We start from the raw sequence: 17,882 nt of genomic DNA on the forward strand, positions 1-17,882 counted from the left end.
CCGTGCTGGGCCCGTACTAGAGCGAGACCTCCACCAGCAGCGGCCGGTGGTCCGACACCGCCGCGCGCGGAGCCGCCGCCGGGCCGACCGCGGCGCGCGGCACGCCGACCGCCAGCACATGGTCGAACTGCACCGCCGGGCGGTGCGAGGGGTACGTCGGGGTACGGGCCAGGTCGTACCAGCCCTGCAGGCGGGGGCGGGGCTCGCGCACCCGGCGCCGGCGCGGCTCGGCCAGGGCCGGCCGGGCCCGCCGGGCCGCCCGCAGCTCCCGGACCCGCGCCCGGGGCGCGGTGCGCTCCAGCGCGGTCGCCCCGCCGAGGACGGTGCGCGGCACCGCGCCGACCAGGTTGAAGTCGCCCAGCACCAGGTACGGCTGCGGCAGGTCCGCGATCCACCGCCGGATGCCGGCCAGCTGCGCCATGTTCCACCCGGGGACGAAGGACAGGTGCGCCGCCACCACGGTGAACGGGCCGCGGTCGCCCTCCAGCACGGCCGCCAGCGCCGCCCGCGGCTCGTCCGGCACCGGGGTGAGCCCGCGCCGGCCGGCCACCCGCAGTGGCAGTCCGAACGGGGCCGGGGCGAACCGGCGGGCCCGCCAGTGCCGCACCGGCAGCCGGGTCAGCAGCGCGGTGCCGTACGAGGGCGGGGCGCCGTCGCCGACGTCGCCGGGCCCGTACACCCGCAGGCCGCCGGGCACGGAGGGCTCCGGCACCCAGCCCGCGACCGGCGCCGGGCGCCCGTGCAGGGCGGCGGCGAACCGCCAGTCGGCGGCCCCCATGGCCTTGGCGGCCACCGCGGCCTGGTCGGTGCCGCCGGAGCGGGACTGGTGGCGGTCCACCTCCTGGAGGGCCAGTACGTCGGCGTCCAGCGCGGCCACCGCCTCCGCCAGCGGCCCGCCGGCGTCGGCGGGGTAGGGCCGCGGGGCGCCGTCCGGGGCGAGCGGCTGACCGTGCAGCAGGTTGAAGGTGGCGATGCGCAACTGGCTCACACCGCACGACGGTACCCGCTCGCCGGGGGAGGGGGTGCGGCTTGAGCCTGTGGGGCATACCGGGTATACATACTGAGTATGTCCATCCGACACGGCCTGCTCGCCCTGCTCGACCAGGGCCCGCGCTACGGCTACCAACTGCGCACCGAGTTCGAGGCGCGCACCGGCGCCACCTGGCCGCTCAACGTCGGGCAGGTCTACACGACGCTGTCCCGACTGGAGCGGGACGGCCTGGTCGAGCCCGCCGGAGAGGACGACGAGGGCCACCAGTTCTACGCCGTCACCGAAGAGGGACGCACCGAGCTGCGGGCCTGGTTCGACACCCCGGTGCCCCGGACCAACCCCCCGCGCGACGAACTGGCCATCAAGCTCGCCATGGCCGTCACCGTCCCCGGGGTGGACGTCTCCGCCGTCGTCCAGGGCCAGCGCCGCCACAGCATCAAGGCGCTCCAGGACTACACCCGGCTCAAGGGCCGCGCGCTGGCGGGGGAGTCACGGCCCGGCATCGCGCCCTCCGCGAGCAACGACCTGGCCTGGCTGCTCGTCCTCGACCAGCTGATCTTCCAGACCGAGGCCGAGATCCGCTGGCTCGACCACTGCGAGACCCGGCTCCACCAGCACGCGGAGACCGAACAGGCCCGCGCCGCCGAAGCCGCCCGCGACGGCGGCGCCACGGTCGCCCGGCCCGCCCGCCGCCGCTCGCGCACCTGACCCCGCCCGCCGTCGCCCGCGCACCCGAACCCGCGACGGCCGCCGCTCGCGCACCTGACCGCGACGGCCCGCCCGAACCACCGGCCCGGACCCGACGCCGAGCCCACCACCAGCACAAGGGGGGAACCATGTCCCACACCGACCCGGCCCGGCAGACGCCGGTACTGCACCTGGAGAACGTCACCCGAGTCCACGGCCAAGGCGCCGCGGAGGTCCAAGCCCTGCGCGGCATCGACCTCAAGGTCCACCCCGGCGAGTTCGTCGCCGTCATGGGCCCGTCCGGCTCCGGCAAGTCGACGCTCCTCACCCTCGCCGGCGGACTGGACACCCCGACCACCGGCCAGGTCCTCGTCGAGGGCGTCGCCCTCGACGGGCTCACCCGCAAGCGGCTCGCCCAGGTCCGCCGCCGCTCCATCGGCTACGTCTTCCAGGACTACAACCTGATCCCCGCCCTCACCGCCGGCGAGAACATCTCGCTGCCGCGCGAGCTCGACGGCCTCTCCGCCCGCGCCGCCCGCCGCGAGGCGCTCGCCGCCCTGGAGGAGCTCGGCATCCCCGAGCTCGCCGACCGCTTCCCCGACGACATGTCCGGCGGCCAGCAGCAGCGCGTCGCCATCGCCCGCGCCCTCATCGGCGACCGCCGCCTCGTCCTCGCCGACGAGCCCACCGGCGCCCTCGACTCCACCACCGGCGAGGCCGTCCTCGCCGTCCTGCGCGCCCGCTGCGACGCCGGCGCCGCCGCCATGATGGTCACCCACGAGGCCCGGCACGCCGCCTGGGCCGACCGCGTGGTCTTCCTGCGCGACGGCCGCATGGTCGACGAGAGCGTCAGCCAGGACGCCGCCAGCCTGCTCGTCAGCGCCGCCACCAACAGCATGAAGGTGGACGAGTGAAGCTCAGCGCCTGGCGGGTCGCCCTGCGCATCGCCCGCCGCGACGCCCTGCGCGCCAAGGGCCGCAGCGCCCTGGTGGTCGCCATGGTCGCACTGCCCGTCCTCGGCGTCACCGGCGCCGACGTGGTCTTCCGCAGCGCCGACCTCGAACCCGCCGAACACGTCCTGCGCGTCATGGGCCAGGCCGACGGCGAACTGCAGATGCTCGAACGCGGCGCCATCGTCCTCCAGGCGCCCGACCCCGACAAGGGAATGTCCACCAGGAGCGCCAAGGACGAGGCGAAGAACGGCGCCGCCCCCCAGTACACCCCCGCCCAGCAGCGCAGCCTCGACACCGAACCCGTCGAACTGGCGAAGCAGCTGCTCCCGCCCGGCACCGTCCTCGTGCCCGAGCGGCAGGGCCCCTACACCGCCGCCGGCAGCTCCCAGGGCCTGCTCAGCACCCGGACCACCGAGCTGGACCTCACCGACCCGGTCTGGAAGGGCCGGGTCAACCTGGTCAAGGGCCGCGCCCCCGCCACCGACGGCGAAGCCGCCGTCACCCGGGACTTCCTCACCCGCTCCGGCCTCAAGATCGGCGACCAGACCGCCGTCCGCGGCCTGGAGGACACCCCCTTCACCATCACCGGCGTCGTCGAGTACCCCGGTGAACTGACGGCCACCGAGATCATCGCCCGGCCCGGCACCCTGATCAGCAAGCTCGCCAAGCTCCCCGGCGCCGACCGCAGCCGCAACGCCGGCACCGACGCGCCCACCCGCTGGCTCGTCAAGCTCCCCGCCGGCACCCTGGACTGGCCCAAGGTCACCGAACTGGGCGGCTACGGCTTCACCCTCGCCTCCCGCGCCGTCCTGCTCGACCCGCCGGCCCGCGCCGACGTCCCCTACTACGTCGAGGCCGACAAGCACGGCGGCCCCACCCCCGGGTACCTCGACCGCACCTCCGTCGTCATCCTCGCCACCGTCGTCGGCATGGCCCTGCTGGAGATCGTCCTCCTCGCGGGCCCCGCCTTCGCCGTCGGGGCCAGGCGCTCCCGGCGGCAGCTCGGACTGCTCGCCGCCGGCGGCGGTGAGCGCGCCAACATCCGCGCCGTCGTCCTCGGCGGCGGCATCGTCCTCGGCATCACCGGCGCCGTCGTCGGCCTCGGACTCGGCATCGGCCTGGTCGCCCTGCTGCGCACCCGGGCCGAGGAGTACGCCGGCCAGCGCTTCGGCCACTTCAACCTCCAGCCGCTCGACCTGCTCGGCGTGCTCCTGGTCGGCCTGGTCACCGGCCTGCTCGCCGCCGTCGTGCCCGCCGTCCAGGCCTCCCGCCAGGACGTCGTCGCCGCGCTCACCGGCCGCGACTCGCTCAAGCCCCCGAGCCGCAAGCTCGCCCTGCTCGGCCTGCTGATGCTCGGCGGCGGCTCCGCGCTCGCCCTGCTCGGCGCCACCAGCGGCTTCGCCAACCGCAGCCTGTCCGTCCTCGGCGGCTCGGCCGTGGCCGAACTCGGCATGGTCGCCCTGACGCCCTACCTGGTCGGCCTGTTCGGCCGGCTCGGCCGCTGGCTCTCGCTCGGCCCCCGGCTCGCCCTGCGCGACTCGGTGCGCCACCGCGGCCGCACCGCGCCCGCCGTCGCCGCCGTGATGGCCGCCGTCGCCGGCACCGTCGCGGTCAGCGTCTACCTCGCCAGCTACGACGAGGGGAACCGCCGCGAGTACACCGCCGCCGCCCCCTCCGGCGCCGTCATGCTCGGCAGCGGATGGCTGCCCGCCGCCGAGGGCAAGCTGCTGCCGCAGATGCGCGACGCGGTGGAACGCAACATCCCCGCCCTCGGATCGCGCGCCGACATCCAGCGCGTCAACTACAAGGGCGACTGCGCCGACGGCGGCAGCGGCTGCGGCTACATCCAGGTCGAACTGCCCGAGGAACTGCGCTGCCCCGCCCTCGACGACACCGAGCGCAGCACCGACGAGACGGAACGCATCCTCGGCACCGACCCGCGCTGCCAGGGCATCGGCCACCGCGGCAACCACTTCAGCAACCTCTCCGCGGGCGACGCCACCCTGCTGCACAACCTCTACGGCGTCACCGACCCGGCCGCCGGGCAGGCCCTCGCCGCCGGCAAGGCCGTGGTCTTCGACGCGAAGTACCTCAAGGACGGCAAGGTCGCGATCGGGCTGAACGACCCGATGGAGGAGACCGACGGGCCGTCCCCCCGGAAGCGCGGCCACACCGAGATCTCCGTCGACGCCGTCCTCGCGTCCGCGGTGGTGCCGGCCAGCGGCCAGGCCGTGATCAGCCCCGACACCGCCACCCGGCTCGGCCTCACCACCTCCCCGGCCGGCTCGGTCTGGCTGCCCGACAGCTCACCCTCCGACGGCGCCCAGCAGAAGGCCAACGGGGCGCTGGCCAAGCTCACCGACCAGGGCGTCCTCGTGATCGAGCGCGGCTACCAGTCCAGGTCCGACCTGATCGGCCTCGGCCTGTCGATCTTCGCCGGCATCGTCGCCCTCGGTGCGGCCGGCATCGCCACCGGACTCGCCGCCGCCGACTCCCAGCGCGACCTGACCACCCTCGCGGCGGTCGGCGCCGAGCCCCGGATCCGGCGCACGCTCTCCGGCTTCCAGTGCGGGGTGATCGCCGCCATGGGCACCCTCCTCGGCACCGTCTGCGGGATCGTGCCGGCGGTGGCCCTGCGCAAGGTCCAGGGCGCGGCGACCTCCGTCCCCGGGATGAGCGCCGAGACGATCGCCAACAACTCGGTCGTGGTCCTCCCGTGGCTCACCATCGCGGTCACCGTGGTGGCGCTGCCGGTGCTCGCGGCGGGCCTGGCCGCGCTGCTCACCCGCTCGCGGATCTCCCTGCTGCGCCGCTCCGGCTGAGGTTCGCGCACCCTCCCGTCACCCCCGTCCGCGCCCCCTCCACTCCGGGGGCGCGGGCGGGGGTGACGGAGGTTACAGCCCCGACGGCGCCCGGCAGCCGGACGGCCGGGGCGGGCACCCGCACGGGCGAACTAAAGTCGTCCGTATGACGAGAACTCCGGACAGCGTCGTCCGCTCCTTCATCGACCAGCACCAGGCCGGCTTCCTCGCCGACCTCTCCGAGTGGCTGGCCATTCCCTCGGTCTCCGCCGACCCGGCCCGCGCCGGCGACGTGCGGCGCTCCGCCGAGTGGCTGGCCGCCAAGCTGCGCGACACCGGCTTCCCGGTGGCCGAGGTGTGGGAGACCGACGGCCTGCCGGCGGTGTTCGCCGAGTGGCCCTCCGGGGACTCGTCCGCGCCGACCGTCCTGGTCTACGGGCACCACGACGTGCAGCCCGCCGCCAAGGAGGACGGCTGGGACACGGAGCCGTTCACCCCGACCGTGGTCGGCGGACGGCTGTTCGCCCGCGGCGCGGCCGACGACAAGGGCCAGGTGTTCTTCCACACCCTGGGCGTGCGCGCCCACCTGGCCGCGACCGGCCGCACCGCGCCGGCCGTCAACCTCAAGCTGCTGATCGAGGGCGAGGAGGAGTCCGGCTCGCCGCACTTCGCCGACCTGGTCCGGCGCGAGGCCGGGCGGCTGGCCGCCGACGTGGTGGTCATCTCGGACACCGGCATGTGGTCCGAGACCACGCCGACCGTCTGCACCGGCATGCGGGGCCTGGCCGACGCCCAGATCGACCTGTACGGCCCGGACACCGACATCCACTCCGGCTCCTTCGGCGGCGCCGTCCCCAACCCGGCGCAGGTCGCCGCCGAGCTGGCGGCCGGCCTGCACGACGCCGACCGCCGGGTGGACATCCCGGGCTTCTACGACGGCGTGATCGAGCTGACCGACCGCGAGCGCGAGCTGTTCGCCGAACTGCCCTTCGACGAGGCGCAGTGGCTCAGGGTCGCCAAGTCGTACGGAACCCGGGGCGAGGCCGGCTACTCCACCCTGGAGCGGGTCTGGGCCCGCCCGACCGCCGAGGTCAACGGCCTCTGGGGCGGCTACACCGGCCCCGGCGGCAAGACCATCGTGCCGTCCTCGGCGCACCTCAAGCTGTCCTTCCGGCTGGTCGCCGGGCAGGAGGTGGAGAAGGTGCGCGAGGCCGTCCGGGAGTGGGTGGCCGCGCGGGTGCCCGAGGGCGTCCGCCACGAGCTGACCTTCCCGGGCGCGACCCGGCCCTGCCTGACCCCGCTGGACCACCCGGCGCTGCAGTCCACCGTCCGCGCCATGGGCCGGGCCTTCGGGCAGAAGATCCTCTTCACCCGCGAGGGCGGCTCCGGCCCGGCCGCAGACCTCCAGGACGTGCTCGGCGCGCCGGTGCTGTTCCTCGGCATCTCGGTGCCCTCGGACGGCTGGCACTCGGTCAACGAGAAGGTCGAACTGGACCTGCTGGCCAAGGGCGTGGAGACGGCCGCGTACCTGTGGGGGGACCTGGCCGAGAACTTCCGGCCCGGCGCGTGACCCCGCGCGGGCACACCATGGCAGTCAGATCACTCATCCGGATGATTCATCACGTGGGGATGGAACGAAGTGAGCACCGTGCCTGAGACCGAACGCCCACTGAACCTGGCACTGGCCCGGGCCGGGGTGGACCGGGCGGCCGAGCACCGGCTCGACGAGCCCTGGCTGGCCGCCGCCTGGAGCCACCCGGCCACCCGGGTGCTGCCGATCGCCGGCGGAGAGGCGTTCGTCGTCGACACCGCGCAGGGCACCGAACTCGTGCTGATGCCCTCCTTCGAGGCGCCGCAGACCGGGGACCGGTACTTCCTCGGCACCGACGAGGACGGCGTCTCGTACTTCGCGCTGGCCGGTGAGAGCCTGCCCGGGCGGCTGGACGGCGACGCCCGCCCGGCCGGGCTGCGCGAGGTCGGCGCGCTGCTGTCGGACCGGGACGCCGGACTGCTGGTGCACGCCGTGGCGCTGGAGCACTGGCACCGGCTGCACAGCTTCTGCTCGCGCTGCGGGCACCCGACCGAGAAGGCCGGCGCCGGGCACGTGCGGCGCTGCACCTCCTGCGCGGCCGAGCACTACCCGCGCACCGACCCGGCGGTGATCATGGTGATCACCGACGAGCAGGACCGCTGCCTGCTCGGCCGCCAGGCGCTGTGGCCGGAGGGCCGCTGGTCCACCCTGGCCGGCTTCGTCGAGCCGGGGGAGTCGATCGAGCAGGCGGTGGTGCGCGAGGTGCACGAGGAGGCCGGCGTGCGGGTCGGCGAGGTGCGCTACGTCGCCAGCCAGCCCTGGCCCTTCCCGTCGAGCCTGATGCTCGGCTTCACGGGCCGGGCGCTGCCGGGCGGCACGGCGATCACCGTGGACGGCGAGGAACTGGCCGAGGCGCGCTGGTTCTCCCGCGAGGAACTGCGGGCCGGGATGGAGGCGGGGGAGATCCTGCCGCCCTCCGGGATCTCGATCGCGCGCCACCTGGTCGAGCTCTGGTACGGCGGACCGCTGCCGTCGGCGGCGCGCTGGTAATCCCCGACGAATGGGGGGCGTGCGGGTTATCCCGTGCGCCCCCGTTTTTCTTTTCCCTTCCTTTCCGAATCCGCCACGACCTGATGTTCGTGGCCGGACGGGCCAGTTCTGCTACCGCCGCCCGCCGTCCCGAAGCCGTCGTCAACCCGCGCGGACGACATTGCCGGAAACGGCTGAAACCCCGCCATCGCGCTCGCTACATTCACTCGGGTGACAATCCCCCGGGGCACCGCCCAATCCCCCAAATACCAGCGTCTCGCCGCCGACCTGCGCCGCCGGATCGCCGAGGGCGAGTTCACCGCCGACGCCGCACTCCCGGTCGAGAGCGAACTGGAACGCCAGTACGGAGTCGCCCGCAACACCGTCCGGCTCGCCGTCGACGTCCTGGTCAACGAAGGCCGCCTGGTCCGCCTCCAGGGCAAGGGCACCTACCTGCGGGAACACCCCGTCCTGGACCACCGCGCCTACGGCCCCACCCTGGCCCCCGCCCCCCGGGACTGCCTGGCCGTGCCCTCCGCCGTCTACCTCGGCGAGGCCGCCGAGGCCGGGCGCGAACTCACCACCGACTTCGAGATGATGATCGTCCGGGCCCGGGTCGACATTGCCGAACGGCTCGGACTGCGCCCCGGCGAGGCCATCGTGGTCCGCCGCCAACTGCGCCTGCTCGACCGCGAGCCGTACTCCATCGAGGAGAGCCACTACCGGGCCGGACTCGCCGCCGGCACCCCGCTGATGGAACCCGACCCGGTCGAGGGCGGCGACGAGGCCGTCCTCGACGAACTCGGCCGCACCGAGATCGGCGCCGTCGACCACCTGGTCGCCCGGATGCCCGGCCCCGAGGAGGCCCAGTGGTTCCAGGGCGGCCCCGGCGTGCCGCTGATGGTCCAGACCCGCGTCACCTACGACCGGCGCGGGCCCGTCCGGGTCATCGAGACCCGCTACTCGGCCGACCGCAGCCGGCTCGTCTACGGCATCGGCGACCTCGGCGCGCGTGCCACCCTGCCCGCGCCCGCCGCACCCGTCGACCCCGCCAGGGCCGACGCGCAGTGACGCGCGCCGGCCCGGACCCCGGGCCGGCCCGGCCCGGCCGGGCCGTTCAAGCCCGCTCGGGCAGCTCGGACCATGCGGGCCGCTCGGGCCGTTCGGACCGTGCGGACCGCTCAGGCCGTTCGGGTCATGCAGGCCACTCAGGCCACTCAGACTCCGAGGGCCTTCTTCACCTGGAGCAGGCTCGGGTTGGTCATCACGACCCGCTCGCCGCCGGCGTTCGGCGTCACCAGCACCGTCGGCACGGTCTGGTTGCCGCCGTTGACCGACTCGACGAACGACGCCGACGCCGGGTCCTCCTCGATGTTGACCTCCGTGTAGCCGATCCCCTCCCGGTCCAGCTGGCTCTTGAGTCGGTTGCAGTACCCGCACCAGGTCGTGCTGTACATCGTCACGCTGCCGGACATCGAGGAGGCTCCTTCAGGAAGAGGGCGTACGGTCTCAGGGCAGGAACGCCCACCGCGCGACGGTCATTCCGCACGGCCACGCTCCGTCGCACCACGACGGCGCCCGAACGGCCCCGCGCGCCCCGGTGCGCAGCGATCATCCTGCGATCACACCGGGCCTGTGGACAACCCCGCCCCCGTTGTCCCAGCGGGCTGAGAGGATGGAAAGCATGCAGGAAGACCTCTTGAGCGGCAGCCCGTCCGACGGCCCCCACGGCTCCCTCTGGGCCGACCCCACCGCCGCCACGGGCCCCGACGCCGTGCTCGCCGGGCTCGACCCCGAACAGCGCGCCGTCGCCACCGCCCTGCACGGGCCCGTCTGCGTCCTCGCCGGCGCCGGCACCGGCAAGACCCGCGCCATCACCCACCGGATCGCCTACGGCGTGCGCAGCGGCGTGTACCAGCCCCAGCAGGTCCTCGCCGTCACCTTCACCGCCCGCGCCGCCGGCGAGATGCGCGGCCGGCTGCGCCAGCTCGGCGCCGACGGCGTCCAGGCCCGCACCTTCCACGCCGCCGCCCTGCGCCAGCTCCAGTACTTCTGGCCGCGCGCCGTCGGCGGCCCCGTGCCCCAACTGCTCGAACGCAAGGTCCAGCTCGTCGCCGAATCCGCCGGCCGCTGCGGCCTGCGCGTCCAGCGCACCGAACTGCGCGACCTCACCGCCGAGATCGAGTGGGCCAAGGTCACCCAGCTCGGCCCCGACGACTACCCCGCCGCCGTCCAGAAGTCCGGCCGCGACGCCCCCCGCGACCCGGCCGAGACCGCCCAGGTCTACCGCGTCTACGAGGAGACCAAGAGCCGCCGCGGCGTCATCGACTTCGAGGACGTCCTGCTGCTCACCGCCGCCATCCTGGAGGACCGCCCCGACATCGCGGACCAGGTCCGCTCCCAGTACCGGCACTTCACCGTCGACGAGTACCAGGACGTCTCCCCGCTCCAGCAGCGGCTGCTCGACCAGTGGACCGGCCCCGGCGGCGGGGCCAGCCTCTGCGTCGTCGGCGACGCCAGCCAGACCATCTACTCCTTCACCGGCGCCACCCCCGACTACCTGCTCAACTTCCGCACCCGCCACCCCGAGGCCACGGTCGTCAAGCTGGTCCGCGACTACCGCTCCACCCCGCAGGTGGTCCACCTCGCCAACGGACTGCTCAGCCAGGCCCGCGGCGAGGCCGCCCGCCACCGCCTCGAACTCGTCTCCCAGCGCGAGGCCGGCCCCGAACCCGTCTACACCGAGTACGAGGACGAACCCACCGAGGCCGAGACCACCGCCCGCCGGATCAAGGACCTGCTCGCCACCGGCGTGCGCGCCAGCGAGGTCGCCGTCCTGTTCCGCACCAACGGCCAGTCCGAGGTCTACGAGCAGGCCCTCGCCGACCTCGGCGTCCCCTACCAGCTCAAGGGCGCCGAGCGGTTCTTCGAACGCCCCGAGGTCCGCGACGCCGGCGTCCTGCTGCGCGGCGCCGCCCGGGCCGGCGCCGACCCGCTCACCGCCGACGCCCCCGACCTCGCCGGCCAGGTCCGCGCCGTCCTCGCCGCCCGCGGCTTCACCGCCGAACCGCCCGCCGGCTCCGGCGCCGTGCGCGACCGCTGGGAGTCCCTCGCCGCCCTCGTCCGGCTCGCCGAGGAGTTCGAGCGGACCCGCACCGCCGCCGGCCACAGCGCCGACCTCGCCGCCTACGTCGCCGAACTCGACGCCCGCGCCGCCGCCCAGCACGCCCCCGCCGTCGAAGGCGTCACCCTCGCCTCGTTGCACGCCGCCAAGGGCCTCGAATGGGACGCCGTCTTCCTCGTCGGCCTCACCGAGGGCACCCTGCCGATCATCTACGCCAAGACCGACGAGCAGATCGAGGAGGAGCGCCGACTCCTCTACGTCGGCGTCACCCGTGCCCGCAAGCACCTCTCCCTCTCCTGGGCGCTCAGCCGCTCCCCGGGCGGCCGGGCCAGCCGCAAGCCCAGCCGCTTCCTGGACGGGCTGCGCCCCGGTTCCAGCGCCCCCGGCGCACGCACCGGCGGGCGGGGCGGGCGCGGGGGCGTGGAGCCCGGCGAGCGCTCCGCCGGACGGCGGGTCCGCGGCCCGGTCAAGTGCCGGGTCTGCGAGAAGGTGCTCACCGAGGCGGTCGAGCGCAAGCTGCGCCGCTGCGAGAGCTGCCCGTCCACTATGGACGAGGCGCTGTACGAGCGGCTGCGCGAGTGGCGGGCCCGCCAGGCCAAGAAGCAGGGGGCGCCGGCCTACGTGGTGTTCACCGACGCCACGCTGATGGCCATCGCCGAGGACGTGCCGGCCGGCCGCCAGGAGCTGGCCGTGATCTCCGGGGTCGGCGCGATGAAGCTGGACAAGTACGGGGCGGCCGTGCTCTCGTTGTGTGCGGGGGAGGAGCCCGAGGAGGATCCGGACGGCGTCGAGGACGGCGAGCCGGTCGATCCGGCGTGAGCCGGTCCGGGCGCGGTCCAGGGGAGTCTCCCGGGGGCCGCTCGGGGGACATCCGAACCCGCCGTGAAAAATAGTTTGCGCGGCATACCGGGAGCGCAATAGCCTGCCGGAGCGGTCAAGGGGACGAGATCGCACGGGGTGACACCTGTGCCGAATCCCCTGCACCCAACAGCTTCACCGAGACAGACATCCGAACATTCGGAACCGGGGCGACCTGGCTCCGCGAGACGCCGAGAGGAGGCGATGACAGTGGGAAACATCATGATCACCAAAATGACTGGCCAGACCGTTGTTGCTGCCTCCCTGCGTGCCGCCCGTCTGCGGGCGCTCGCCGAGCTCGGTGGAACCGGTCTGGGTCTCGACACCACCGGTGTCTCCGTCGTCCCCGCTGTCAGTGGCCTTGGACACACTGATGTCTGCGCCGCGGGCGGCAGGAACGTCGAAGGCACCTCCGTCGAGGCCGGTCTGTCCGGCGACTGGGCGTCGTTCGGCACGTCGCGCTCCCTGCGTGATGAGCGACCGACCCAGGCACCGAAGGCAGTCGTAGCAGCCGCCATGCATGGCGACTATGCGCAGGTCATCGGTGCCGGAAGCACCCAGAAGCAGAACGAGCAGCAGATTAACCAGGCCATGGCCGCCTTTGCGGGCGCCACGGCCATCCGGATGCGGGCCTTCCGCGGGCCTGAACCCTGGAGAGAACGAACCTGAGTAAGCCTCAGGTCGGCACCTCCAGGGCCGCGGAACCCGTCACACCGGGATCCGCGGCCCTTCTGTTTTGTCCGGTACGCAAGACCACCCAGGCCCCCCGGGGCCTCCGGCCCAGACCCACCAGCCATCTGGGCCGGAACCACTGAGAAGACGAGGAAGACGCCACAGTGTCCACGGTCATCACGCCGCCCATCCCGTCCGTACCGCCGACAAGCCAGATCACCAAGGCCGACCAGGCCGACCCCCCGGAGGTTCCTTCCATGCAGATCAGCTCCATCGAGCAGGCCGAGGCGCTCGGGCTCCCCATCCCCTGCCGCGCCTTCGACCCCGAGGTCTTCTTCGCCGAGACGCCCGCCGACGTCGAGTACGCGAAGTCCCTCTGCGGCACCTGCCCGGTCAAGGACGCCTGTCTGACCGGTGCGCTGGAGCGGCGCGAGCCGTGGGGCGTCTGGGGTGGCGAGCTCTTCGTCCAGGGCGTCGTCGTGGCCCGCAAGCGGCCGCGTGGCCGTCCGCGCAAGACCGAGGTCATGGCGTGAACCCCGCCCACGGCGCCAGGGCCGTCCGCCGGGGAGAGCAGCCCCTGCTGGACAGCTCCCTCCGCCGTTCCGTCCGGATCGCCGCCGCCAAGGCCGACGCATCCCGGCCAGCCCCCTTCCCGAGCACGCACCACGAGCAGGACCACCACATGACCGCCGCCGCCATCGATCCGACCGTCCGCGCTGAGCAGACCACCGAACTTCAGATCCAGAACAGGACCCTCGAAATGCAACTCCTCCACGAATCCCTGGCCCGGGCCCATATGCAAGAGCGCCTGCACGAGGCCGAGCACCAACGCCTCGTCACCCGGGTCGCCCGGGCCCGCCGGCTCAAGCAGCGGGCCGAGCGCGCCTCGCTGCGGGCCCGCAAGGCGATCGCCGTCGCCCTGATGTAGTCGCGGCTGTCGTCGCGTGCGGGGCCTCCCCGCGTTCCACCCCCGTCGTGCCGCAGGCCGCCCCCCGTCACGGGGAGCGGCCTGCGGTCGTCGGGGGCGGCGTTCCGGTCAGCTCTTGCGGGTGCGGCTGGCGGGCTCGCCGCCTGCCGGCTTGCGACCGGCGGGCTTCGCCGTCCCCGCTGGGTTGGCCGGCTTCGCCGGCTCCCGACCGGCGAACTGGGGCAGCCACGCCAGCATCTCCGCCCGGAACGGCGCCTGGGCGCCCAGCTGGCAGAGCACCCCGATGGTGCTCAGCGTCACCCGGTGGATCAGCAGGTACGCGGGCGGCAGGTTCAGCTGCTTGCCCAGGTTGTAGGCGGGCGAGCGCGGATCGGCGATCCGGGCCGCCTGCGCGCGCATCCAGGCCCGGGTGAAGTGGAAGCTGTCCACGGCGGCCGGCTCGATGATCGGCCGCAGGTAGTCCAGCACCGCGTCCGGGTCCAGCTCGATCGAGGGCTTGACGAAGCCCTCCTCGCGCAGCATCTTCAGCACGCCCGCCGCGTCGCCGTCCAGGGCCATCCGCAGCGACGCCCCGATCGGCGCGGGCAGCCCGCCCGGCAGCCGGTCCACCGTTCCGAAGTCCAGCACCCCCAGCCGCCAGCCCGACGCCGGGCCGTCGTCTTTCAGCAGCCGGAAGTTGCCCGGGTGCGGGTCCGCGTGCAGCAGGCCGGTCCGGGACGGTCCCGCGAACAGGAACCGGGCCAGCAACTGCCCGGCACGGTCGCGCTCCTCCTGGGTGCCGTCCGTGATCACCTCGGCCAGCGGGGTGCCGTCCATCCACTCGGTGACGAGCACCTGGTCGGCCTGCGCCACCACGCCGGGCACCACGATGTCCGGGTCGCCGGCGAACTCCTCGGCGTGCCGGCGCTGGGCCTGCGCCTCCAGCTCGTAGTCCAGCTCCTCCGACACCCGTTCACGCAGCTCGGCGATCAGCGGCTTGATGTCCAGCCCCGGGATCAGCGGGCCCAACAGCCAGGCCACCCGGCTCAGTTGCGTCAGGTCGGCGAGCAGCGCGTCACCCGCGCCCGGGTACTGCACCTTGACCGCGACCCGGCGCCCGTCGTGCCAGACGGCCCGGTGCACCTGCCCGATCGAGGCGGCCGCGGCCGGCCGGTCGTCGAACTCCCGGAACAGCTCGCGCCAGCCGTCCCCGAGCCGCTGGGCGAGCGCGGTGTGCACCTTGGCGGCGGGCATCGGGGGAGCGGCGTCCTGCAGCTTGGTGAGCGCGGCCCGGTACGGCCCGGCGACCTCCTCGGGCAGCGCGGCCTCGAAGACGGACAGCACCTGCCCGAACTTCATGGCTCCGCCCTTGAGTTCACCCAGGACCTTGAACAGCTGGTCGGCGGTGGCCTGCTGGAGCTCGGCCGTCACCACCTCGGCGGAGCGGCCGCCGATGCGCTTGCCCAGACCGAGCGTGGCGCGTCCGGCTATCCCCAGAGGCAGGGCGGCGAGCCGTGCCGTGCGGGTCACTGCCTTGCGCGGAAGATCGCTCACCCGGGCCTCCATTCCCTGGCCCCCCGACACCGGACGGCCCACCATCACTAGGCCATTGTGCCCGCTCCCCACCTCGCGACCGCCGGTATTTCGCCAGGCGGGGAAGGGGCGCCCGCACGTGGGACGCGACCGCTGTCCCTTTGCGGGGGAGTTGGACGGCTTGGTCCGGTCGGTCCGGTGTGGTGGGCGGACGGCGGTTGCGCGCTGAGTGGAGTGGCCGGGGGTCGTCCGACCGGAGGGTCAGCGGGGCAGGCGGAGGGCCAGGCCGTCCAGGACCACGTCGAGGCCGTAGGCGAACTTGGCGTCGCGCGTGGCGGCCGGGTCCGGGTCCGCGGAGACGGTCGAGTAGGCGTCGGTGAGGTGGGCGAAGCCCGCGGTGGCCTCCCGGGCGGCGGGCATCAGCCGGGCGATGAACGCGGCTTCACTCTCGCCGGCCCGGGCGACGGTGGTGAGCCAGGCCGCCTCCGTGGTGCTCATGCCGACGACGTAGGAGATGACCGTGTCGATCGCCCGGACCGGCTCGGGGAAGCCGGCCGAGGTGAAGAAGGCGGTCAGCCGCTCGCCGTAGGACATCAGGTTGGGGCCGAGGTAGGCGAGGCCGGCCTGGCCGAGGACGGACGACAGCCAGGGGTGGCGCAGGGCCGTCGCCCGGAAGGCGCCGGCGGCCTCGGTGGCAGCGGCGCGCCAGTCGGGGCTGTCGGCGGGCGGGAGGGTGATCTCGCCGAAGACCTCGTCCACCGCGAGCTCCATCAGCTCGTCCTTGGTCGCCACGTGCCGGTACAGGGAGGTGGCGCCCGCGTTCAGCCGGGTGGCCAGCTTGCGCATGCTCAGGGCCTCGATGCCCTCGGCGTCCAGCATGGTGATCGCCTCGCGGACGATCGCGGCCCGGCTGAGTGCGGGCTGGTCGGGCTCGCGCTGCCGACGGGCCCACACGGACGGGATCGGGTTCGTTTCGGCGGCCATGGCGGCTCCCCTTCCCTCTGCTCCTGCTTCGCTGCGTACACCGTTCGCATTGAGCGTACAGGAGTCGGGTGTTGCGCACACCGTTCCGCCATGCGTACAGTGTGCGCAACGAAGGAGCGTCGTGCGCACCGCGGGAACGGTGTGCGCAGAATGGAGGGGTGGCTGATGGCAGAGCTCAACGCGACCGAGGGCCGCAACCCGCACCGCTGGTGGATCCTGATCGTGCTGTGCCTGAGCTCGCTCGTCCTGGTGGTCGACAGCATGGCGCTCACGGTCGCCGTGCCCTCGATGACGGCGGACCTCGACGCCAGCGCCCAGGACACCCAGTGGATCCTCGACTCCTATGTCCTGGTCTTCGCCGGGCTGCTGCTCACCGCCGGCAGCCTCGGGGACCGCTTCGGCCGCCGGAAGATCATGATCATCGGACTGCTGCTCTTCGGGGCGGCCTCCCTCGCGGCCACCTTCTGCACCAACCCCGGCGAGGTGATCGCGGCACGGGTCGCCATGGGCGTCGGCGGATCGCTGATCATGCCCTCGACGCTGTCGATCCTCATCACCGTCTTCGACGAGGACGAGCGCAACAAGGCGATGGCCGCCTGGAGCTCGGTGGCGATGCTGGGGCTGGTCGGCAGCCCGGTCCTCGGCGGCGTGCTGATCGACCACTTCTCCTGGCACTCGATCTTCTTCATCAACGTTCCGGTCGTCGCCCTGGCGATCCTGGCGGGCCTGCTGCTGATGCCGGAGTCCAAGGGGCCGTGGCAGAAGCCCGACCCGCTCGGCGCGGTGCTGTCCGCGGCCGGCATGACCGCCCTGGTCTGGTGGATCATCGAGATCCCGCAGCACGGCGCCTTCGGCGGCCAGTCCCTGGTCACCCTGGCCGTCGCGGTGCTCGCGCTCGGCGGGTTCGTGGTGTGGGAGAACGTCACCTCCGCGCCCATGGTCCCGCTGGCGCTCTTCAAGCACCGCAACTTCAGCGGGGGCTCGCTGTCGCTGACCCTGGTGCAGATCGGCAACGGCGGCCTGCTGCTCGTGCTCACCCAGTACCTGCAGTTCGTGCTCGGCTACTCGCCGGTCAAGGCGGGCCTCGCGTTCGTTCCGCTGGCCATCGCCGCCCTGGTCGGCAACGGGGTCGGCGCCAAGTTCGCCGCCGCGATCGGCAACCGCCTGCTCATCCTCACCGGGATGCTCGTCATGGCCGGCTCCTTCGCCCTGCTGACCACCGTCACCGCCGGCACCGGCTTCACCGTCCCGGCGGTCGCCCTCGGGCTGCTCGGCCTCGGCGCGGGCCTGGCGATGCCGGCGGCGGTGGGCGCGCTGATGGGCACCATCCCGCCGGAGCAGGCGGGCGTCGGCTCGGCGCTGAACGACACCATCCAGCAGGCCGGCACCGCGCTCGGCATCGCGATCCTGGGCTCGCTGCTGTCGAGCGGCTTCGCCGCCGAGATGCCCGCCGGGATGCCGGAGGAGGCGAAGCACTCCGTCGGCGGGGCACTGGCGCTGGCCAACGGGGACGCCGGGCTCGTCCGGACCGTCCGGGAGGCCTTCACCTCGGCGATGTCGACGACCTTCACGATCAGCGCGATCGGGGTGCTGGCGGCGGCGGTCGTGGCCACGCTGGTGATGCGCGACCGGAAGGCCGGGACGGCGGCGGGGGAGCCGGTGGCCGGGGCGTCGGTGGAGGACGCCGGGATCGCCGCCTGACTTCGCTGGACCTGGCTGGTCCGCCTCGCCGTGAAGGCCGGTGCCCCCGGGGCACCGGCCGTCGGTGGGGTGGGGCGGTGCGGTGGTGGGGAGGGGAGGTGGGGGGGGGCC

The 17,882-nt window shown here is 73.8% G+C and carries 15 protein-coding genes; 11 read left to right on the forward strand and 4 right to left on the reverse strand.

Annotated features, from left to right (window positions below; all coding sequences use genetic code 11):
* Positions 1–16 precede the first annotated feature (16 nt).
* Positions 17–988 (reverse strand): endonuclease/exonuclease/phosphatase family protein, encoded by a 972-nt coding sequence (locus AB0O19_RS21635; protein WP_363621483.1) that lies wholly within the window; start codon positions 986–988, stop codon positions 17–19.
* Between the two features lie 78 nt (positions 989–1,066).
* On the opposite strand from AB0O19_RS21635, the gene AB0O19_RS21640 reads away from it, so the two are divergent.
* The 6 genes from AB0O19_RS21640 to AB0O19_RS21665 all read left to right on the forward strand — a co-directional run bounded on the left by AB0O19_RS21640 (position 1,067) and on the right by AB0O19_RS21665 (position 9,063).
* Positions 1,067–1,699 carry a PadR family transcriptional regulator gene (locus tag AB0O19_RS21640; RefSeq protein ID WP_363621485.1) on the forward strand — a complete coding sequence of 211 codons (633 nt, stop codon included), beginning with the start codon at positions 1,067–1,069 and terminating at the stop codon, positions 1,697–1,699.
* A 128-nt stretch (positions 1,700–1,827) separates the two neighbouring features.
* Positions 1,828–2,592, forward strand: coding sequence for an ABC transporter ATP-binding protein (locus tag AB0O19_RS21645; RefSeq protein WP_363621487.1), 765 nt, complete (start codon positions 1,828–1,830; stop codon positions 2,590–2,592).
* The gene (locus AB0O19_RS21650) at positions 2,589–5,453 is read left to right on the forward strand and encodes an ABC transporter permease (protein WP_363621489.1); all 2,865 of its coding nucleotides are present in this window, start codon (positions 2,589–2,591) and stop codon (positions 5,451–5,453) included. The genes AB0O19_RS21645 and AB0O19_RS21650 overlap by 4 nt, the downstream gene beginning before the upstream one ends.
* A gap of 145 nt (positions 5,454–5,598) precedes the next feature.
* Positions 5,599–7,002: a dipeptidase gene (locus AB0O19_RS21655; RefSeq protein ID WP_350879873.1), complete on the forward strand. Its 1,404-nt coding sequence runs from the start codon at positions 5,599–5,601 to the stop codon at positions 7,000–7,002.
* Between the two features lie 69 nt (positions 7,003–7,071).
* Complete coding sequence (gene nudC, locus AB0O19_RS21660) at positions 7,072–8,013, forward strand: NAD(+) diphosphatase (RefSeq protein ID WP_350879872.1); 942 nt, start codon at positions 7,072–7,074, stop codon at positions 8,011–8,013.
* Between the two features lie 210 nt (positions 8,014–8,223).
* Positions 8,224–9,063 (forward strand): GntR family transcriptional regulator, encoded by an 840-nt coding sequence (locus AB0O19_RS21665; RefSeq protein ID WP_363586727.1) that lies wholly within the window; start codon positions 8,224–8,226, stop codon positions 9,061–9,063.
* Positions 9,064–9,209: 146 nt separating this feature from the next.
* Here the strand turns inward: AB0O19_RS21665 and AB0O19_RS21670 are convergent, their stop codons facing one another.
* Entirely contained in the window at positions 9,210–9,467 is a 258-nt protein-coding gene (locus tag AB0O19_RS21670) for a mycoredoxin (RefSeq protein ID WP_363586726.1), read from the reverse strand.
* A gap of 299 nt (positions 9,468–9,766) precedes the next feature.
* Between AB0O19_RS21670 and AB0O19_RS21675 the strand changes: the two genes are divergently transcribed.
* The 4 genes from AB0O19_RS21675 (at position 9,767) to AB0O19_RS21690 (ending at position 13,574) form a co-directional block, all read left to right on the forward strand.
* On the forward strand, positions 9,767–11,935 hold the full coding sequence (locus AB0O19_RS21675; protein ID WP_363621508.1) for a UvrD-helicase domain-containing protein: 2,169 nt from the start codon (positions 9,767–9,769) through the stop codon (positions 11,933–11,935).
* A gap of 249 nt (positions 11,936–12,184) precedes the next feature.
* Entirely contained in the window at positions 12,185–12,643 is a 459-nt protein-coding gene (locus AB0O19_RS21680) for a hypothetical protein (RefSeq protein ID WP_363621491.1), read from the forward strand.
* Positions 12,644–12,861: 218 nt separating this feature from the next.
* Entirely contained in the window at positions 12,862–13,179 is a 318-nt protein-coding gene (locus AB0O19_RS21685) for a WhiB family transcriptional regulator (RefSeq protein WP_280676621.1), read from the forward strand.
* On the forward strand, positions 13,176–13,574 hold the full coding sequence (locus tag AB0O19_RS21690) for a hypothetical protein (protein WP_350879868.1): 399 nt from the start codon (positions 13,176–13,178) through the stop codon (positions 13,572–13,574). Before AB0O19_RS21685 ends, AB0O19_RS21690 begins: the two co-directional genes overlap by 4 nt.
* Before the next feature lie 108 nt (positions 13,575–13,682).
* On the opposite strand, the gene AB0O19_RS21695 is transcribed toward AB0O19_RS21690, so the two are convergent.
* Together AB0O19_RS21695 and AB0O19_RS21700 are read right to left on the reverse strand one after the other, a co-directional pair.
* Positions 13,683–15,107 (reverse strand): AarF/ABC1/UbiB kinase family protein, encoded by a 1,425-nt coding sequence (locus AB0O19_RS21695; RefSeq protein WP_363621493.1) that lies wholly within the window; start codon positions 15,105–15,107, stop codon positions 13,683–13,685.
* Positions 15,108–15,347: 240 nt separating this feature from the next.
* A complete protein-coding gene (locus AB0O19_RS21700) occupies positions 15,348–16,070 on the reverse strand; it encodes a TetR/AcrR family transcriptional regulator (protein ID WP_363621495.1) in 723 nt (240 codons plus the stop codon).
* 165 nt (positions 16,071–16,235) lie between these two features.
* Here AB0O19_RS21700 and AB0O19_RS21705 point away from each other — a divergent pair, with 165 nt between their 5' ends.
* A complete protein-coding gene (locus AB0O19_RS21705) occupies positions 16,236–17,771 on the forward strand; it encodes an MFS transporter (protein WP_363621497.1) in 1,536 nt (511 codons plus the stop codon).
* Positions 17,772–17,882 lie beyond the last annotated feature (111 nt).

The organism is Kitasatospora sp. NPDC091276 (assembly GCF_040684355.1).
Taxonomy (GTDB): domain Bacteria; phylum Actinomycetota; class Actinomycetes; order Streptomycetales; family Streptomycetaceae; genus Kitasatospora.